The sequence below is a fragment of the Acidovorax sp. sic0104 genome (assembly GCF_019219095.1).
In the GTDB taxonomy this organism is placed as follows: domain Bacteria; phylum Pseudomonadota; class Gammaproteobacteria; order Burkholderiales; family Burkholderiaceae_C; genus Acidovorax.
The window spans coordinates 106,828-123,511 of record NZ_JAHUWH010000002.1; the positions used below are offsets into that span (position 1 = coordinate 106,828).

General features: G+C 66.0%; 13 protein-coding genes. 2 read left to right on the forward strand and 11 right to left on the reverse strand.

Features of this window, described 5'->3' with window-relative positions; genetic code table 11:
- Positions 1–23 precede the first annotated feature (23 nt).
- The 9 genes from KW835_RS04655 to KW835_RS04695 form a co-directional block, all read right to left on the reverse strand.
- Entirely contained in the window at positions 24–890 is an 867-nt protein-coding gene (locus tag KW835_RS04655) for a FecR domain-containing protein (RefSeq protein ID WP_218381141.1), read from the reverse strand.
- 10 nt (positions 891–900) lie between these two features.
- Entirely contained in the window at positions 901–2,277 is a 1,377-nt protein-coding gene (locus KW835_RS04660) for a tetratricopeptide repeat protein (RefSeq protein ID WP_218381142.1), read from the reverse strand.
- A gap of 171 nt (positions 2,278–2,448) precedes the next feature.
- The gene (locus KW835_RS04665) at positions 2,449–3,459 is read right to left on the reverse strand and encodes a class I SAM-dependent methyltransferase (RefSeq protein WP_218381143.1); all 1,011 of its coding nucleotides are present in this window, start codon (positions 3,457–3,459) and stop codon (positions 2,449–2,451) included.
- 9 nt (positions 3,460–3,468) lie between these two features.
- The gene (locus KW835_RS04670) at positions 3,469–6,288 is read right to left on the reverse strand and encodes a glycosyltransferase (protein ID WP_218381144.1); all 2,820 of its coding nucleotides are present in this window, start codon (positions 6,286–6,288) and stop codon (positions 3,469–3,471) included.
- A gap of 42 nt (positions 6,289–6,330) precedes the next feature.
- On the reverse strand, positions 6,331–7,179 hold the full coding sequence (locus KW835_RS04675) for a class I SAM-dependent methyltransferase (protein WP_218381145.1): 849 nt from the start codon (positions 7,177–7,179) through the stop codon (positions 6,331–6,333).
- Positions 7,180–7,272: 93 nt separating this feature from the next.
- Positions 7,273–8,664 carry a hypothetical protein gene (locus KW835_RS04680; protein WP_218381146.1) on the reverse strand — a complete coding sequence of 464 codons (1,392 nt, stop codon included), beginning with the start codon at positions 8,662–8,664 and terminating at the stop codon, positions 7,273–7,275.
- Between the two features lie 2 nt (positions 8,665–8,666).
- Positions 8,667–9,392: an SDR family NAD(P)-dependent oxidoreductase gene (locus tag KW835_RS04685; RefSeq protein ID WP_370633580.1), complete on the reverse strand. Its 726-nt coding sequence runs from the start codon at positions 9,390–9,392 to the stop codon at positions 8,667–8,669.
- Between the two features lie 34 nt (positions 9,393–9,426).
- Positions 9,427–10,677 (reverse strand): FAD-binding oxidoreductase, encoded by a 1,251-nt coding sequence (locus tag KW835_RS04690; RefSeq protein ID WP_218381148.1) that lies wholly within the window; start codon positions 10,675–10,677, stop codon positions 9,427–9,429.
- A gap of 47 nt (positions 10,678–10,724) precedes the next feature.
- Entirely contained in the window at positions 10,725–12,167 is a 1,443-nt protein-coding gene (locus KW835_RS04695) for a UbiA family prenyltransferase (RefSeq protein ID WP_339385501.1), read from the reverse strand.
- 229 nt (positions 12,168–12,396) lie between these two features.
- Between KW835_RS04695 and KW835_RS04700 the strand changes: the two genes are divergently transcribed.
- Positions 12,397–13,053, forward strand: coding sequence for a CmcI family methyltransferase (locus KW835_RS04700; RefSeq protein ID WP_218381150.1), 657 nt, complete (start codon positions 12,397–12,399; stop codon positions 13,051–13,053).
- Between the two features lies 1 nt (position 13,054).
- On the opposite strand, the gene KW835_RS04705 is transcribed toward KW835_RS04700, so the two are convergent.
- Together KW835_RS04705 and KW835_RS04710 are read right to left on the reverse strand one after the other, a co-directional pair.
- Positions 13,055–14,626, reverse strand: coding sequence for a methyltransferase domain-containing protein (locus KW835_RS04705; protein WP_218381151.1), 1,572 nt, complete (start codon positions 14,624–14,626; stop codon positions 13,055–13,057).
- A gap of 14 nt (positions 14,627–14,640) precedes the next feature.
- Positions 14,641–15,717, reverse strand: a complete 1,077-nt coding sequence (locus KW835_RS04710) for a class I SAM-dependent methyltransferase (protein ID WP_218381152.1) — start codon at positions 15,715–15,717, stop codon at positions 14,641–14,643.
- A gap of 121 nt (positions 15,718–15,838) precedes the next feature.
- Here KW835_RS04710 and KW835_RS04715 point away from each other — a divergent pair, with 121 nt between their 5' ends.
- Complete coding sequence (locus tag KW835_RS04715) at positions 15,839–16,642, forward strand: SDR family NAD(P)-dependent oxidoreductase (RefSeq protein ID WP_218381153.1); 804 nt, start codon at positions 15,839–15,841, stop codon at positions 16,640–16,642.
- The last annotated feature ends 42 nt before the right edge of the window (positions 16,643–16,684 follow it).

The following is a 16,684-nucleotide window of genomic DNA, read 5'->3' on the forward strand; positions in this document are numbered from 1 at the left end:
GCGGCGATGGACGCTCGCAGCGCTCAGGACTGGACAGGGGTCTGGCTGGTGCCCAGGATGTTGCGTAGGGGGTCCGACGAGGTATTGGCGCTCCCCGGGCCCGTGTCGTTCACATTCCTCAGGCGGTCGTTGGCCAACGTACTACCGGGTGACCCACCTCCTGTGCCGCCGCCGGAATTGCCAGTGGAGATGAGCTGCCCGGAGGGAGCCGGCGATGGGTTTGGCGAGCCCTGCGAGCCACTGTTCGACTGCGCTCCGAGTCTTCCCATCATGGCCGTGAGGTCGGTGGAGGAAAAGAGCTGCGGGCTGGAAACCTGATTGTCTTGGATTGAGACACCGAAGCCCTGGCGTGTGACGGTCTGGGTCTGCTGGCCGTCCTCGCCAGAGGCTCGCATCGACTGGCCGAACAGGAAGACAGCGCGGGCGGTGCCTCCTCCACGCTCTGCGGTGGTGATGCCGCCACGGATGCCAAAGCTCCCAACACCGGGTGCCCGAACTACGGTTTCGTTCTGTTTGCTGATGAAGCCGCCGACCACGCGCACGACCCCTTGGTTCAGATCCACGACCAGAACTCCATCACGGGTGGCGGTGTCGTAGCGATACTCCGAAATCACCACGCTGGAATTGGGCCCTATGGTGAGCGCGGACTGGTCCGAGAACAGCACGTGCATCGTCTGGTCAGGCCCGGTCGTCAGGCGCTGGCCGCTGGCGTTGTCGATGTAGATGGGCGTGCTGCCGTCAGTGGCGGAAGCCCCTTGCGACACCGACGTGACAATGCCTGCTGTCGGCCGGCTCTCTGCGGCCGTAGGCACCTGGCCCATCGCGGCGGGCAGCGCAGCCCCTGTCAGTGCGGCTGCAAGCCACCAGTCTTTTTGAATCGGCGGGGACATGTCTTTTTCCTCAGAAGCTGCGTACCACGGTGGCGGAAACCGATGTGTTCTTGTAACGGTAGTTGGGCAAGTTGGCCTGGTTGCGTGCGTATTCGGCCGACAGCAGCACCGACCACAGCGGCGCGACCGGGATGGTCTGGTTCACGCCCAGGCGCCACTCGCGATCCTTGTGGGCCTGGGGGCCCACGGCCAGGTCGGGGGCATCGTAGCGACGGTTCAGGGCGCCCATCCACACAGCGGTGGTCCAATGGCTTCCCTGGGCCAGCGGGCTGGCATAGGTCATGGCGTAGATGGCCCGTATCTCGTGCGAATCCGATGCATGGATGTCCCGGTCTGCCGTGGCGCGCCGCAGGATGTATTCACCCACCAGCACCCGGCCGGGTGCCAGTTCGCGACTCACGCGAGCGCGCAGCGAGTAGAGGTGACCGTCCAGTTCGTTGGCATTGGCCACGTCGGCCCGAACCGCGAAATCGCGGCGCACACCGTCCACCGTGAATTCGTACAGGGTGCGCTCGTTCGGGCGCCAGTTCATGTCAATACCCAGGCCGTGGTTGCGCAGGTACTGGTGGTTCTTTGCAACCACGTTGGACAGTATGACGTGCGGGCGCAGAGTCAGGCTGGAGCCCGAGGCCGGCGCCGGCCTGAACTGCAGGCCGGTATTCAGATCCAGCACTTGCAGGTCGTAGGGCTTGTTTTCACCAGCCACAAGGTGGCTACCCGAAGCGGAGCGGTAGTCCGCCAGATAAGCGCCAAAGTTGGTCACAATGGCGGCCGAATTCTGCCGCTCCAGATCGTAGAGATGGTTGACACGCAATCCGAGATTGATGTCGGTGTCTCCGCGCGGACGTTGGGTGTCGGCCAGGGGGCCGAGCACACCGGCCGAAAGAACCTGCGATGCATCGCTGCGGTAGGAGGGGTTGGTCTGGTGGCGTACTCCCAGCGTGAACACCCCTTGGAGCTGGCTGCGCTGTGCACGCTTTTGAACGTCGGCGAGCAATGACTCGGCCAGCTTGCGCCTGTCTCCCTGCAGCCGGCTGTCCGCCAGCGCGGTGCTGAGCATCGACTCGGCCATGGCATAAGAGCCCTGGCGGTAGTAAAGCGTGGCGATGTCCAGCCGCAGGTCGGGGCTGGCGTTGGGCTCCAGCAGCAGGCGCTCAAGCGCCGCGATGCCGCCTTCGTAGTTGCCGGCCTCTACCAGCAACTGCGCATACCGGGACCAGCCAGACAAATCCTGTGGCTGCTGCAACACCCGCCGGAAGGCCTCGTCCGTCTGCCGCTCCATCGACACGACACCCGTGCCCTGCGCGGACGCTCCAGCGCTGATCAGAAAACCGGCGGCGCCCGCCAGGAGAGGCACAAGCGTCTTGCTTCCGGTCAATTTCTGCATGCGTCCGCCCTTTGTATTAATTTGCAACCATTTTTGACTGTGCTTGGACTATAAGCGAATGGGAAGGCTGCTCAAACTTTTTCACGGCCTGTACAACACAGACAGATGTATCCAGCCATGCACGACGCTCCATTCGCACTTGGCAGGACCAGGCGCGCGCCCGGCCATGGGTCAAGACAGTTTGCGCAACCAAAGGCTGCCGCCGGAGTTCTTCAGCATGGTGGGGCACCCTGCTTCGATCTCTGAGCGGAAGTTCTGGAAAAAGTAGTCGTTGAAGAACTCGATACGAAACGCGCTGTTGTACATGAGAAAGGCGCGCAAGCCGTAGAGCTCGTTCCATGACCGGTTCTCTTGCAACACCCACCCGGCGGGGTACTCGAAAGGCCAGAACATGTCGTGCAGGTGCACCAGCACACCCGGCTTCAGGGAGGGCAGAACCTCGAACAGCTCGTGGCAGACATCGCTGCCGGTCTTCATCACGTGCGTGGAGTCGATGAACAGGATGTCCCCCGCCTCCAGGGACGTGAAGACGGACGCATCCGTGAACTGCACCCCATGGGGCAGCACCGTACAGCGCGCCAGGCGCTGAGGCCCCAGCAGTTCCTGAAGCAGTTGCGGGTAAGGCTCGATGAAAGTGACATCCACCTCGCCGCCCAGGCAGAGGTCTATGGTGTCGATCGCGCAGGCCGATGAGTAGCCGGAGCCGACCTCCACCAGCCTGCGCGGGCGGCTGGCGCGCAGCATGGCATGCAGGATGGCGCCGTCCGCATGGGCAAAGGCCGGGTTGTTGAAGAAGTAGCGCAGGTGCGGATCCTTCTCGTCGCTGAAAGGCTGCGACTGCAGGTAGGGCAACAGGCGCTCCCAGGTGGCCAGGTGCACGCCGGCATCAACCGTGATCGCGCACGGGGCCGCGCGAGGGGCGTCGGGGCCGAACAGATGCGCCACCGCAGCCGTGTCCACCAGGGGGCTGTAGAAGTGGCCCGGAGGCACAAACAACCCCCGGGTGGATGCCTTCTCGCGCTGGAGAAACTCTTCGCTCGCCAGGAAGGTCCGCACCAGGCTGGCGACATCCATGCCCGTCTCCAGGTGGCCGACCCAGGTTGGCACGGCTCCGGGCTCAGGTTCGCGGCCGAGAAATGCCCGGTACAGCTGCTCCACCAGGGCTGCGTAGCTGATGTCCATGTTCAGCCCCTACACCAGCGGGTCGCGCGCCACCAGCACGGTATCCGTGGGGTGGCTGAAGATGCCGGCCCGCTGCAGCGCGTCCTGCATCTGTTGCACGCCTTGTGCAAAACCATGGCGGGCCCGCACGAAAACCTGGGCGCGTGCGGACATCGCCCTCCATGCGGCGTCGTCGCGGTAGATGCGGGAAACGGCCTCGACCCATTGCGTCGGCGTGCCGGCCAGCAAGGCGTCGATGCCGTCGGCCACCGAGATGCCCTCGGCCGCCAGCGGCGACAGCACGCTGGGCACGCCATGGGCCAGCGCGCCAATGACCTTGCCCTTGATGCCGGCCCCCGACTGCAGCGGCGCGATGAAGACGCGGTGCGCCGCATACGCGGTGGCGACCCGCGGCACCCAGCCCTGCAGAATGACGCCCTCGTGCCGCGCCACCAGTGCGGCCAGGCCGGGCGGTGCATTGCTGCCGTAGATGTGCAACTGCACGTCGGGCAGCTCGGCACGCAGCGAGGCCCATACGTTCTGCAGGAACCACTCGACCGCCTCCTGATTCGGAGGGTGGCCGAAGCCACCCAGGAAGGCAATCCCGGCGCGCCCGGCAAAGGGTGCCACGGCATCTGCGACTGGGCTCACCCACGGGCAGCGGCCCACTACCGTGACATCCAGGTTGTGCGACTGGATCACCGCCTCCTCCACCGCGGTGTAGGTCAGGACCAGGTCCACGTCGGACATCACGGCCAGTTCCTCGCTGCGGGTCAGCTTCGCGCTTTCCAGCGCCTTGGCATCCCCGGCCGCCAGCGCGCCCCGCAGTTCGCGCAGGAAGTGCAGGTCGGCATTCATCAGCACCACCTTGGCCCGGGGAGCGAACTCCCGCACGCAGGCCAATTGCGCCTGTGCCACGTGATAGCGGGTGATGTAGACAAGATCGAACTCGCCGCCACGCTCGCCCAGCATCTGGGCGATGGACGACACATAGGGCGCGTGCAGGCATTCCACCCCCATGCGCTGTAGGTCCTGCGTGTAGCGGCCCGCCCATTGGAGGTCCTGAGGCACAAAGGTGCACTTGAAACCCAGGGCCTGGAGCAGCCGCATTTCCTGTATCGCGGCATAGCTGCCAGCGTCCCGGTCCGGCGTGGGCGTCTGCACATCGATCACCAGCGCCCGCAGCGGCACGCCACGGTCTTTCACCCAGTCGATGTCCATACCTTCCCTGCCATGGCCCGCGCAGGCCTCGATCCACTTGTGCCGGAATCTGGGACGGTTGACCTCCTGGTACTGCTTGACGCCCAGAGACAGATCGGTCCCATTGCTGCCGCCCTCGAAGTGCACCACGCGGGACAACGGTGCATACACCGTCCTGTAGCCACGCTCACGCACGCGGAATGCCAGATCCGTGTCTTCGAAGTAGGCGGGCGCATAGGCAGCATCGAGCCCGCCCAGGCTCCTCCACAGCGCGGCGGGCACCATCAGGCATGCTCCAGAGAGGTAGTCGGCCTGGCGCGCATAGCTGTAGCGGGGCTCATACGGGTTGCCGCCCCGGCCGTAGTTGGCCGGATTGGCCGAACTCCACACAATGCCGCCGGCCTCCTGCAGCCGGCCGTCCGGGAACAGCAGCTGGGCCCCGGTGAGTCCCACGCGCTCGAAGTTCTCGAAAGGCCAGAGCAGCTCGTCCAGCCAGTCGGGCGTGACTTCGGTGTCGTTGTTCAGCAGCACCACATACTCGCCCCTGGCTTGCATCGCCCCCCGGTTGCAGGCGTGCACGAAGCCCTGCGGCGTCTCGTGCCGGATGCAGGTGATGCCGGACACCAGCTGTGCGATGTCCTGCGTGCGGTCACTGGAGCCATCGTCCACCACGATGACCTCGAACGGCGTGGCATGGGGAGCCAGCAGCAGCGCGGCCAGGCAGTGGTAGGTCAGGTGGAACTGGTTGCAGGCCGGAATGACGACCGAGACTCTGGGCTGCGGGTGCGTCGGAAACTCCAGGCCGGCATAGTTGTTCTCGGCGGCATCGGGCCCCTTGCAAACTCGCGCGTGGACTGCGCCGAGCTGGGCCAGCGCCCGAGCACCCTGCGGATCCCGGCCGATCCGCGCCACCTGGCGGGCCAGCGCGTCGTACCGGTAACCTGCCAATGCCGCCAGGCGCGGAGCGTCGGTGTGGCGGACATTCGCGAGCAGCGCATGCTCGGGCGTGGCGACATGGGGCATGACGACGGCGGCGCACTGCACCAGCGCCCCGTCTCTCGCGCGATGCACCGTGAAGGCATGGGGCCGGCCATCGAACAGCGGCGCAGGCAACGCGATGCGAAAGCGCAGCAATGCGGCATCACCCGCATCGGCCTGCCCCTGCCCCTGTGCGACCACGGTCTGCGTGGCCACATCCCGCACCCACAGGGTGGCGTCCTCCCCTGACGGCGACCCAGCAAAACGTACCGCGCCCACCAGGGCGCCGCCATCGAGCTGCACCGCGCCTTCCGCCATCAAGGGCTCGGCACTGAAGGTGGAGATCTTCGCAGGCAGTACCGGGCCGCCGCCGTGGATACGCACCGCCACCTCGTGCACACGGCCGTCCAGCAAGGCCAGCGGCACAGGCAGGCTGAACGCACAGCCGCCGTCCGACTTGCCGGCCTGCGCCAGATCGGCTCGGAACTGGTCGGCCCTGGCCTGCGCCACCGGTGCGCCGTCGCACAACACCTCCACCACCAGACGACGCGCGGGAGCGCAGGCATCCAAAGCCCAGCCTGTGATCGTGGAGGGGCCGACAGTGTCGATAAAACCTTCGTATGCCGCTGCCGCCTGCAGGTTGTGTGTGTCGGTAGAAGTCGTTGAGGTCATGGTTGCCAAAGATATATGGGATCGGTGCTCAGGGCTGCAGGCTCAGGCCACGGCAAAGAAAACCAGGGCAGCATCTCCCAGGTAACCGAACGCAGGCGCCCTGTAGGCCAAGGCGTAGGCATCCTGGAATCCTGCCGCCCTCGCCTGCTCCAGCATGTCCCAGCCGAAATGGGTGTAGCACAGCACCCCGTCGCCGCCCAGAGGGTCGCCGTGGTACTCGGGTGCCAGATGATGGGTGATGGTGCCCGCAGCATCCACCGTGGCGCGGTGCAGGCTCGCCTGCTCATGGGGCAGGAACGGCACGGACCACATGAGCTTTCCACCGTCGCAAAGGCAACGGCGGCACTCGCGCAAGGCCTGCAGGTAGTCGGGTATGTGCTCCAGCACATCCAGGGACACGATGGCGTCCAGGCTGGCGTCGGCAAAGCTCAACTGGCGCAGGTCTTCGTGGCGGACACCGTCTGCGCGCGTGCCCCCCCGCTCCGCACCGGGCCCCAGATATTCGCTGCCAACGACACCGCAATGGCGCTGCCGGAACATCTGGTACGTCGGGGTGACCTGCTCCGTGAGGTAGATACGGCTGTCAGCATAGACCCCCATCTCCATGTCGAACAGGTGGATGCAGGCCCGCATGCGGTTGTTCAGCCCCGTCACCGGACACACCAGGCGTTCGCGCCAGTTGATCTGGCCCGGTGTGGCGCTGTACTGGTAGTCCACCAGAAACTCCACCATCGCACCTGCGGGATAGGAATACCCGGGCACGGTGAACGGCCGTGGATCGCCCGGTGGCACCAGGCGCGCGAGGGCCTGCGCATCGCGCTCGGCATCGGCATGGGTCCGGGCTGCATGGGCCAGGTACTCCTGCAGGGATCGCAAACGCCACACTCTCATGCTTGCTTTCGTGGGCACCACGGCCGCAGCAGGCGCAGTTGGCTGCCCAGGTGCGCGAGCGGTTGCACGCAGGTGCTTGGCCTGGAAGGCTCTTCATTCAGCCACACGTTCGAGCCTCTGATCGATGAAAGTGAAAGTAGCGTCGCAGCGGGAGGTCGCCGACACCAGCTCGTAGGTCTTCTGCCCATTCACGAACAGCGAGAAGGCAGCGCCGAAGCCGACCTGCCACCATTCGGCCGGGATATCCCACACCTTGACCCCCGTGGTGTTGACGGCGGGCTTGTCGCTGCGAAAGCAATAGCTCTTGACCGCCGGATTCCTTGCATCGAACAGGCGCAGTTGCTCCACCTGTTCCCGCACTGTCCTGCCATGCGGATACTGACCAAAATGCCGCAATGGCAGCCCCAGCGACTGGCCCAGCACCAGCAACAGGACAGCCGCTCCCACGTACGACACCCACTTTGGCCGCGCACCACCCGGCACATCGCAGCCATCGCAGACCAGGCACCAGCACGCCAGCACCACGAACAGGTGAGACAGCACCGAGTAGCTCCCGTAGCGCTGGTGCACCAGAAAGGCAAAGGGCAGCATGAACGCGGCGGACGCGAGGAAGAACCAGGCCGTGAGCAGCCTGCCCCTGAACCACGACCACGCGGCGCCCAGCGCCACCACCCCCATCCACAGCGCCGCACCCACATCGCCCTTGAAGTAGAACGTGGCGTTCTGCCAGAACGTGCCAAAGGAGAACGAGGTCGCGTAGGCGCCGGTCTGGTGCTGCGCCAGGTTCACGTAGAAGTACAGAAACAGGGCCATGCCCGCCGCAGCCACCCCGAGGTTCCACGGGTTCCTTCGGTAGCGCCGGTCGGCAACCAGCATCCACAGCGGCAGGCTGAGCACCATGCCCACCAGCACGTTGGACAGCAGCCCTAGCAACAGGACCAGCAGCAACAGCAACGCAGGAACCCACCGGCGGCCATGGCGGTCTTCTTCGCGGGCGGTGAACAGATACACGAAAACCAGGACGAACAAGTGCCCCAGCAGGTGCTGCGAGTTCGACAGCCAGGCGTAGGCTTCGACCGTGCCGGGAAGGCAGAAATACACCAACCCCGCCACGACGGCGGGGAATGTGCCGTACTGGCGCAACATTACCCGGTAGACCAGCAGGCTGGTGGCGCAGATGAAGAACAGGTTCAGCAGGAAGAACAGCGGCGCGTGCAGGGCAAAGAACTTGATGCCGTAGTGCCAGTAGACGTTGCGGCTCAGGAACCGGCCAAAGCTGGCGAAGTCCAGCAGTTGCTGCGGCTGCAGGGCGTGCGCGTACTGCACGATGAGCTGGAAGTCGTCCTGGAAGAACCAGGCGCTCTGTGCATAGGAAAGGTAGAACGCACCGGTGAACAGAACGGCCAGCAGCAGTCCCAGTTGAACGGGCAAGGGCGTGGGATGCTCCTGCGGTACGGCAGCGGTGGAAATGCGGTGGATGTCCATGCTCAGATTTTCATTCGGTGGAAGACGGCCCGCGGCAGATGGCGGATGACCACCATGATCCAGCGCCACCGGCCGGGCACATAGGCCAGCGGCTTGCCCGCCTCGATGGCAGCGACCACCTGACGGGCAACCTGCTCTACCCCGGCAAGCCTGACTCCCTGCGCCTTGAGGTGGGCGGTCATGGGCGTGTCGGTCGGGCCGGGCTTGACCAGAACGACCCGCACGGCCGTACCGGCAAAGCGGTGCTGCAACCCCTCGGCGTACCGCGCCAGCAGCCCCTTGGCGGCGCCATACACATAGTTGGTGCGGCGCCCCCGGTCACCGGCGACCGAGCCGATCAGTGCCAGCGTGCCCCGCCCCTGCCGGGCCATGTGCTCCGCGAAGGCCTCGGCAAACAGTACGGGCGAGACGCCGTTGACCCGCAGCGCCTCGCTGCATGCCGACAGGTCCTCCTGGCATGCAGGCTGCTCGGGAAGGCTGCCGTGGGCGATCAGCACGATATCGACCGCTCCTTGCCGCGCAATGCCGTCCACCGTGGCGCGGATGGCCAACGGGTTCAGAAAGTCCGCGCAGACCTTGCCGATGCGCGACCGCGGGCTGCGCACCCGCAGGTCCGCAGCCACACGCTCCATGCGGCCGTGGTCGCGGCCCACCAGCGTCAAGTCCACGGGCGCAGCCTGCACCCACAACCGCGCGCAGTGTTCGGCCATGGCGGAGGTGGCACCCACGATGACGATTCTTCTTGTGGCGTTGCTCACGGCATCAACTCCCCAGCAGCCGCCGCGACAGCCCCGAACTGATCCCAGGGTCCCGGAATGCCACAAATTCATCCAGCCTCGGATACCCCGCCTCGAACAGCGCCCTGGGCATTCGCGCGTCCTTGGCCGCGTAGAGCCGGCCACCGGCATCCGCCACGATGGCATCGAGCCGCTCGAACAGGGCCAGCGTGCGTGCGCCCCGGTTCGGAAAATCCAGCGCCAGCGTCACACCCGGCCGCACGAAACTCAGCATGCCGCAGGGCGCGCGCGCGCCAAAGGTCTTGAGCACCGCGAGGCAGGACCCCTCACCCGCGCGTGCAATCTCGGCCAGCATGGCTTCGGTAGCGGCCCGCCCAGCATCGCGCGGCACAACGCTCTGGTACTGGAAGAACCCCGTCGGCCCGTACAGACGGTTCCAGCCGTGCAGTGCATCCAGCGGATGGTGGAACGCCGCGCCGTGTATCACCGTGCGGCCGGCCTTCATGCGCCCTCGGTGGAAGTACAGCGCATTGAAGGGGCGCAGCGACAAGCGGTTGGCCAGCGGCACCGGCGGCACGAAGGGTACGGTCAGCGCGCGGGGCGCGGGTTCGCGCCGCGCCTGCGGGCCCGCTGTGTTGGCACGCATGAAAAGGCCCCGCACCAGAGGGCCCGAGAGGCAATCTATCCATGCCACGGCGTGCTCCCAGGCAGTTTCGGACCCATCGGAAAGCTGGAGAAATTCCTGCATGCCCGAAAACGGCACGGTCTCCGTGTCCAGCCACGCTGAGGCCGCCCGGCGCAGTTGGATCTCGGCTTCGACGATCACCCCTGTGAGGCCCAGGCCGCCCACCGTGGCAGCCCACCAGCCAGGTTGCAGGCCCGGGCCGCACTCCAGCGTGCTGCCATCCGTGCGCACAAGCCGGATGCGCAGCACATGGTCGCCGAAGCAGCCGCTGTGGTGGTGGTTCTTTCCATGCACATCGTTGGCAATGGCGCCTCCCACCGTGACCTGCTGCGTGCCGGGCATGACCGGCAGCGCCCAGCCTCTGGGCATGGCCAGCTGCTGGATGTCGCGCAGCAGGACCCCTGCCTCGCAGGTCAGGCGGCCCGTGGCCTCATCGAAGGCAATGAACCGGTCAAGGCCTGCCGTGAGCCAGAGCTGCCCGCCCGGATTGAGGCAGGCGTCGCCATAGCTGCGGCCCATGCCATGGGCCAGGCCGGGAAGACGGCCGCTGGAGACAAGCTTGGCCACCTGCGCCGCATCGTGCAGGCCCATGGTGTGGTGCGGGTCTGCGCACAGGCGCCCCCAGGACGACACCCGCCTCAAGCCACCACCCTGGCCAGCACGAATGCCAGCGCCAACAGCCCGGCCACGGCCCAGCTCGCACGATCCCTGAGCGCAAAGACAACAGGATCCTCATGCATGTGGCCGCGGTGGGCAATGAGCCAGGCGCGAGAGACCCAGTACAGCAGCAAGGGACAGGCCAGCCAGATGAAGGCGGGCGTGGTGTAGAGGCGGGCCGTGTGCTCGTCCTGTATGTAAAGCGCCAGCACCAGCACCGCGATGTAGCCCGCAGCTCCTCCCAGGCTGGCGATGAGGCCCAGGTCCTGGGTGTCGTAACCCCTGCCCCGAAGCCAGACCACGCTGCCGGTGGGCGGGACCGCACGCAGTTCGCCGTAGCGCTTGAGCAAGGCCAGGCTGAAGAAGAGGAACATGGAGAACGCCAGCAGCCAGAACGACAGGGGCACACCGATGGCAGCCGCTCCGGCCACGATGCGCAGCGTGTAGAGACCCGCCAGCGCCAATACATCGATGACCGGTATCTGTTTAAGCCACCACGAATACGCTGCCGTGGACACGAAATACGCCGCCAGCGTGGCAGTGAAGGGCCAGGGCAGCAAAGGCCCCGCCAGCGCGAGCGCCACCACCAGCAGCGCGGGCCAGGCCGCCCAGCCCTGCGCCAGGCCCAGGTTGCCGGAAGCCAACGGGCGCTTCCGCTTGCCGCCATGCTGGCGGTCGTCGTCCAGGTCGGCCAGATCATTGAGCAGATAGACGCTGGACGCCGTGAGGCAGAAAACCACGAACGCCCACCCGGCATTCACAAGGCTGGTGGCATCGCCGTAGCGGTGTGCGGTCATCAACGGCACCAGGACCAAAAGGTTCTTGACCCACTGGTGGGGGCGCATGGCCCGCAGCAGCATCGCCCCGGCGGGAGGCCTGCCACCCGCGATTTCGCGCCCGTGCCGGCCCAGGCGCCGCACCTCTTGCAAGAGTCCTCGCAGGCCGCACACCACATGGGACTGGGCTGCAGATGCCCACACCGGCAGGTCTGCCCGGTCGTTGCCCACATAGTCAAATCCGCCTTCGCCAAAACGGGCCACGAGTGCATCCCGCTTGGCATGCGCCTTGAGGTTGGTGGTGCCCCGTGTGGCGAGCACCTCGTCGAACAGGCCCAGGTGCGCGGCCACCTTGTCGGCCAGCAACTGATGGCTCGCTGTCGCGAGCACCACGCAGCGGCCCTGGCGCTTTTCCTCCCGCAGCCAGGCCAGCAGGTCCTCGTTGAAAGGCAGCGTGGAGGGATCGACGGCGCTGGCCTGGGCCAGGCGCGACTTCAGTGTGGCCCTGCCTGCAGCCAGCCATGCCAGTAGCTGAAAGACACGCCATGGCTGCGCAAGGATGAAGCTGTTGGCCGTTTCGGCCAGCAAATCGGTCTTGATCAGCGTGCCGTCCAGGTCGACGACCAGCGGAACCTGGGTACGGTTCACCGAGCCTCCCCGATACTGTGCCGGCCGCCGCTCCCCTGCGGCGGCGCCGTCCATCCGCTGCGATTCTTCATGGCCCGCATTGTCCCGCAAGAACGTGCGCTGGCTGCGAGGATAAGCTCGCGCATTTCGGCTGCCGACACACCCACGAGCCGCCCTTCAAAGCTGAAAGCGAATTTCCCATGCCCCTCATGCCTGCTCCTCTGAGCCATGCCTGCCGTGAGGCCGGCCCATGCTGAACTCCCTGCCCATGGAGGAATGCCTGGACTCCCCGCTCGGCAAGGTGCTGCCCGCTCTTCAGCAGGGCATCATGGACCACACGACCTACTTCGGCATCCGGACCCTGAAGAATCCGCTGGATGCCTGGGTTTACCAGGAGATCATCTTCGCGTCCCGGCCCGACGTGATCGTGGAGATCGGCAACTTCCACGGCGGCCATCTGCTGGCGCTGGCCCACCTGTGCGACGCCATGGGCCATGGACGGGTCATCGGCGTGGACCTGTCGCACCAATGGGTGCCCCCGGTGGTGCGCGAACACCCCCGGGTGACGCTCGTGCAAGGCGATGCATGCGCCAGCTACGAACGGGTGGAGGCGGTGATCGCGGCCGATGAACAGGTCCTGCTGATCGAGGACAGCGCGCACACCTTCGAGCACACGCTGCAGGTCCTTCGCCAGTACGCGCTGCTCGTCAAGCCCGGCGGCTACTTCATCGTGGAAGACAGCGTCTGCCACCACGGACTCGACGTGGGCCCCCAACCAGGCCCCTACGAGGCCATCGAGGCCTTCCTGCAGGAGAACCCGTGGTTCGAGAGTGACCGAAGCCGCGAGCACTTCCTCGTCACCTGGAACCCCAGGGGCTATCTGCGGCGGAAAGAGGCGCCAGGCTGAATCAATCGGCGGCAAAGGGCGGGCCCTTGCGCCGGGCCACCACGGTGTACAGGACGTGGCCGTACCAGCCCATGTGTCGCTGGATGTGAAAGCTGGTGTTCACCGGCGCGAAGCCCAGCACGTCCAGCATCTGCCGCAGGCAGGCGGGCGAAATGTGCCACCAGGTGCCAAACGCGTCGGCACCGGAGCCCGTGGGCTGGAAGATCATGGATGGAGGGTCGCGGTCTGCCAGGATGCTGGCTGGAACTTCGGTTTCATGGCCCGTCCAGTCCGGCGGTCGCGCAGCGAAGGGCATCAGCTCGGTGACCACGACCGTCTCGCGCGCCATCGCGCAAATGCGCTGCAGTGCCAGGAACGGATCCCGCAGATGCAGGAGCACCGCGCCCACGATCGCGACATCGACCGGCGCAAGCGCTCCCGGCAGGTCATAGACGGAGCCATGGCAGAGCTGCGCCCGGCTGCCATGCAGCCGGTGCGCCAGCCACCAGCCGTTGCAGAGCCGGTCCAGGTGCTGCTGCTGGACCGCTATGCGGGGATCGTCCAACACCCCGCCATAGGGCACGGCATCCCATGGGTCTGATGGGGAGAGGTCGTAGGCGATCACCCGCGCGCCGGCCGCTTCCAGGGTCTGGGTGAAGAAGCCGTTGGCCGGCCCTACCTCCAGCACCTGTTTGCCAGCCACATCCACATGGCCCAGGTACTGCCAGGCAGTCTCGCGGAAGTCCCAGTCGCCGCGCTGCAGGCCGAAGCCAGGCAGGTCCACCGTGTGGTAGAAGTGGCAGGACTCGGGGCCTGTGATGTTGCGGGGCGCTGCGGGCCGGGCCCATGCGCTGCACGGCTCCCCCTCGGGCGGGTGCTGTGTCGGTTCGCCCAAAGGGACTGCAGGCGCGGCCATCTGGCACAACGCCGCGGCAGGTCGGCCCGTGAGGGCTCGCAGCAGGGCGCCATCTTCCGGCGCAGCCTGGGGGTTCCGCAGGCCGGGCACGCCGTATCGCCGCGCATTCATGCAGTGTTCGAGACGATCCTGCATGCGGGCTGAATGCCTTGCGACGCAGGCCTCGTCCTTGACGAACACGGCCACGAAGTCGTTCCAGATATCCAGGTGCTGGTAGGTGGTGAACGACTCCAGCAGCACAGCCCTGTGGCCCGAGCGGTGCGACCAGTGCGCCAGGGCCTCTCCCGCATCGGGATAGAACCGCCAGCAGTCCACCGGAAAACGGTGGTAGTCGCCATTGGACGGGACGTTCAGGTAGAACAGTCCATGGGGCTTGAGAACGCGCAGCACCTCATTGAACATCAGCCAGAACATTTCGACGTGCTCGAAGCAGGAACTGCTCACCACCACGTCGACCGAGCCTTCCTCAAGGGGCAGCACGTAGGGATCGTCCAGCACCTGGTCCACGCCCTGGCCCGCTTGGAAGTCCAGCCCCAGATAACGCGCCCCTGGGGGTGCGAACTGCCGCAGCGAGCCGTTGATGTCCTGGGCGCCGATATCCACCACCAGCACCTGTGCGCCGGGCTGCAGGTAAGTATCAAAAAAAAGCTGTCCGTTGCGTATCGCGCTGGGATGCATGGGCCTTGCCTCCCTCAATCGGCACGCCGCCGAAGCACCACCACGTCCTGGTTGCCGGCCGTGCCCTCGATGATGTCCAGCACATCGAACCACCGGGCCCACCGGGTCAGGATGTAGTCGTGCGAGTGCATCACGTTGCGGTAGTACGAACGGTCCTCGATGACCTCCTCCAGCTGGCTGTTGGACCCGACGTCGAGGATGCCCTCGCGATGGGCCTGCAAGTGCAGCTCGGGCGGCGCGCGGTACAGCGACATCTGCGCCAGGCCCTGCACGGACAGCAGGAGAATGGCTTGTGGACAGGTCAGGCGCTGGAGTTCCGCCAGCCATGCATCCTGGACCTGCTCATCCAGGTGCGTGAGCACCGACAGTCCGACCACGAGGTCGAACGACCCCGCCGGCAGTTCCGTCGGGGGCATCAGATCCACCCGCAGGAAGCGCGCGCCGGGCAGAGTGCGTGCACAACTGGCGATATTGTCCGCGTCGATGTCGATGCCCGTCACCTTGGGAGACAGCTGCGTGAGGTAGCGGGTCAAACGCCCGGCGCCGCAACCCCAGTCCAGGATGGACTGGAAGCTGGCCAGCGTACGGTCAAACCTGTCGAGCAGCAGTTGTTCGAAACGCTTGACGATGGTCGCGCCGCCAAACAGGAAGGACTGAAGGTCGGGGGTCCCAATGACACGCTGGATCTGGGCGGGCGACGGAGCCGGCAACTCCCGGGCAGGATCGGCAACGTACCAGGCAGTGCGGTAGGACAAGCGGTGTTCGCCAAACCTCCCGGTGATGCTCAGGCGTGCAAAGCCATCCACAAAAAGGTCCCGCTGCGCTTGTCCCGTGTGCCTGCAACGAAAGCGGGATGCGGCAGCGCCTGGAATGTCGCCGAACGGAACCAGGAGATCGTGCGATTCAAGTGGCCATTCGACATGGGCGAAGTCTGACCCATTGATCAAGAAACGCATCTGGTCCTGCGCATCCCAGACGGACAGCGCCCACCCCTCCACCATGATCTCGTTGCCCGTGATGACGATGCTGCCCGGCATCCATCGCAGGTGCTTGGCTGCCGCCAGTTGTATGTCAGCTTGATGGATGTTCACAGGCAAGGCACGTTGGGAGTTGGTGGTCTCATGTTATTCGGTTTTACTGGCCGTCTTTGCCAACCTGGTGCACGCATCGTCCAGGCCCGGCCCCCCACGACGTGCGGCTACCATCCCCCCCATGACAACCCCACTACCCGTTTCCCCCGCCACCCCGTCCCCCGTCCACTTCGGCCACCAGGGCCGTGTCTGCATCGTCACCGGCGGCGCGCAAGGCATCGGCGAAGCCTGCGTGCGCCGCTTCGCCGCAGAGGGCGCCAAGCCGGTGATCGTGGATGTCGACGACGCCCGTGGCCAGGCGCTGGCGCAGGAGCTCGGCGCGCTGTATGTGCGTTGCGATGTGGGCGACAAGGCCCAGGTGGACGCGCTGGTGGCGCAGACCCTGGCCGCCTACGGACGTGTCGATGTGCTGGTCAACAATGCCGGCATTTTCAGGGCCGCAGACTTCCTGGACGTGACGGAGGCGGACTTCGATGCCGTGCTGCGGGTCAACCTCAAGGGTTCGTTCCTTGTGGGCCAGGCCGTGGCGCGCGCCATGGTGGCATCCGGCGGCGGCGCCATCGTCAACATGAGCTCGGTCAACGGCGTCCTGGCCATTCCCAGCATATCGAGCTACAACGTGAGCAAGGGCGGCGTGAACCAGCTCACCCGCGTCATGGCCCTCGCGCTGGCCGACAGGAATATCCGCGTGAATGCCGTGGCGCCCGGCACCATCGCGACCGAACTGGCCGCCAAGGCCGTGCTCACGAGCGACGAGGCCAAGAGCAGGATCATGAGCCGCACACCCATGAAACGCCTGGGCAAGCCGTCCGAGATCGCCGATGTGGTGGCCTGGCTGGCCAGCGACGCGGCCAGCTATGTCACCGGAGAAATCGTCACGGTGGACGGCGGACGCATGACGCTGAACTACACCGTGCCGGTGTAGCCCGGCAGGTCCCGCAGGCAAGACGCACTATTGTTTTGATAG